The organism is Oleiphilus sp. HI0128, from assembly GCF_001635365.1.
Genome location: NZ_LWGG01000369.1, coordinates 1 through 858 on the forward strand (window position 1 = coordinate 1; position 858 = coordinate 858).

At 41.4% G+C, this 858-nt stretch carries 2 protein-coding genes; both read left to right on the plus strand.

Translation table 11 applies throughout. The annotated features are described in order from the left end of the window. Positions 1 to 185 precede the first annotated feature (185 nt). Positions 186 to 581 (plus strand): chemotaxis protein CheW, encoded by a 396-nt coding sequence (locus A3763_RS04600; RefSeq protein WP_068514448.1) that lies wholly within the window; start codon positions 186 to 188, stop codon positions 579 to 581. 42 nt (positions 582 to 623) lie between these two features. Beyond that, positions 624 to 858, plus strand: a 235-nt coding sequence (locus tag A3763_RS04605; RefSeq protein ID WP_156494910.1) for a MarR family winged helix-turn-helix transcriptional regulator, incomplete at its 3' end; no start/stop codon positions are given.

Genomic DNA, 858 nt, shown 5'->3' on the forward strand with positions numbered 1-858 from the left:
TTTAGACATCTATGTATAACTTGCCTGTATTTATGCTACTTTTTACTAGCTGTTACAATTTTATGCGCCTTAAAGCCTTATATTTTCACTAATATGAGCGATTTAATGCAAAAAGTATTTTGAGATCTAAATATAGTACACTAAATATAATAATACTAAAACCTGCGAAAGAATTTGGAAGGAATATGCCAGCTGATTCAGCCATACAATATGTAAGCTTCTCTCTTGCTGAAGAAACGTATGCATATGAGGTTAAGCTGGTCAGAGAGATAATTACCTATCGAGAACCAACCCCTGTTCCTGGGTCAAACCCCGAAATAGCAGGCATCTTAAATGTTCGCGGTGAAATCGTTCCGGTACTTTCTGCTGAGAAACATATACAGGTAAGCACTGCAGAAGCCCATCAAAGAATTCTCATTCTAGACTCAAGCCGTGGCGCCGCTGGAATAGCCGTCGAGCACGTGGGCGAAATCTTTCTAGTTGAGCCAAGCAAAATCAATATCGAAGCAGATTCCTCAAAAAATGTTGTAGGAACAGTCTTGCATAGGGATAATCTAGTTATCTTATTAGAGGGGCTTTGAGAGACCTCTGCTACTTAATACCAAGTTTATGAGGACTGTCCATTGGATCATATCGAAGAAGTTTTGGTTTCCCTTCGTCGCGTTATTCGGGCGACAGACCTCCACTCCAAACATTTAGCCAAAACAACCGGGCTAACAGCACCACAGATTCTCTTGCTGCAAACGATAAGAAATAAGGGCGAAGTGAGCATTGGTGAACTGGCACATGACATGAGCTTGAGCCAAGCTACCGTCACAACCATTCTTGACCGCTTGGAAAAGCGCGAATTTGTCTATC

What these genes read in the sequence shown, in the direction of transcription:
- A3763_RS04600 (WP_068514448.1), top strand. Translation starts at nt 186, where the DNA reads ATGCCAGCTGATTCAGCCATACAATATGTAAGCTTCTCTCTTGCTGAA.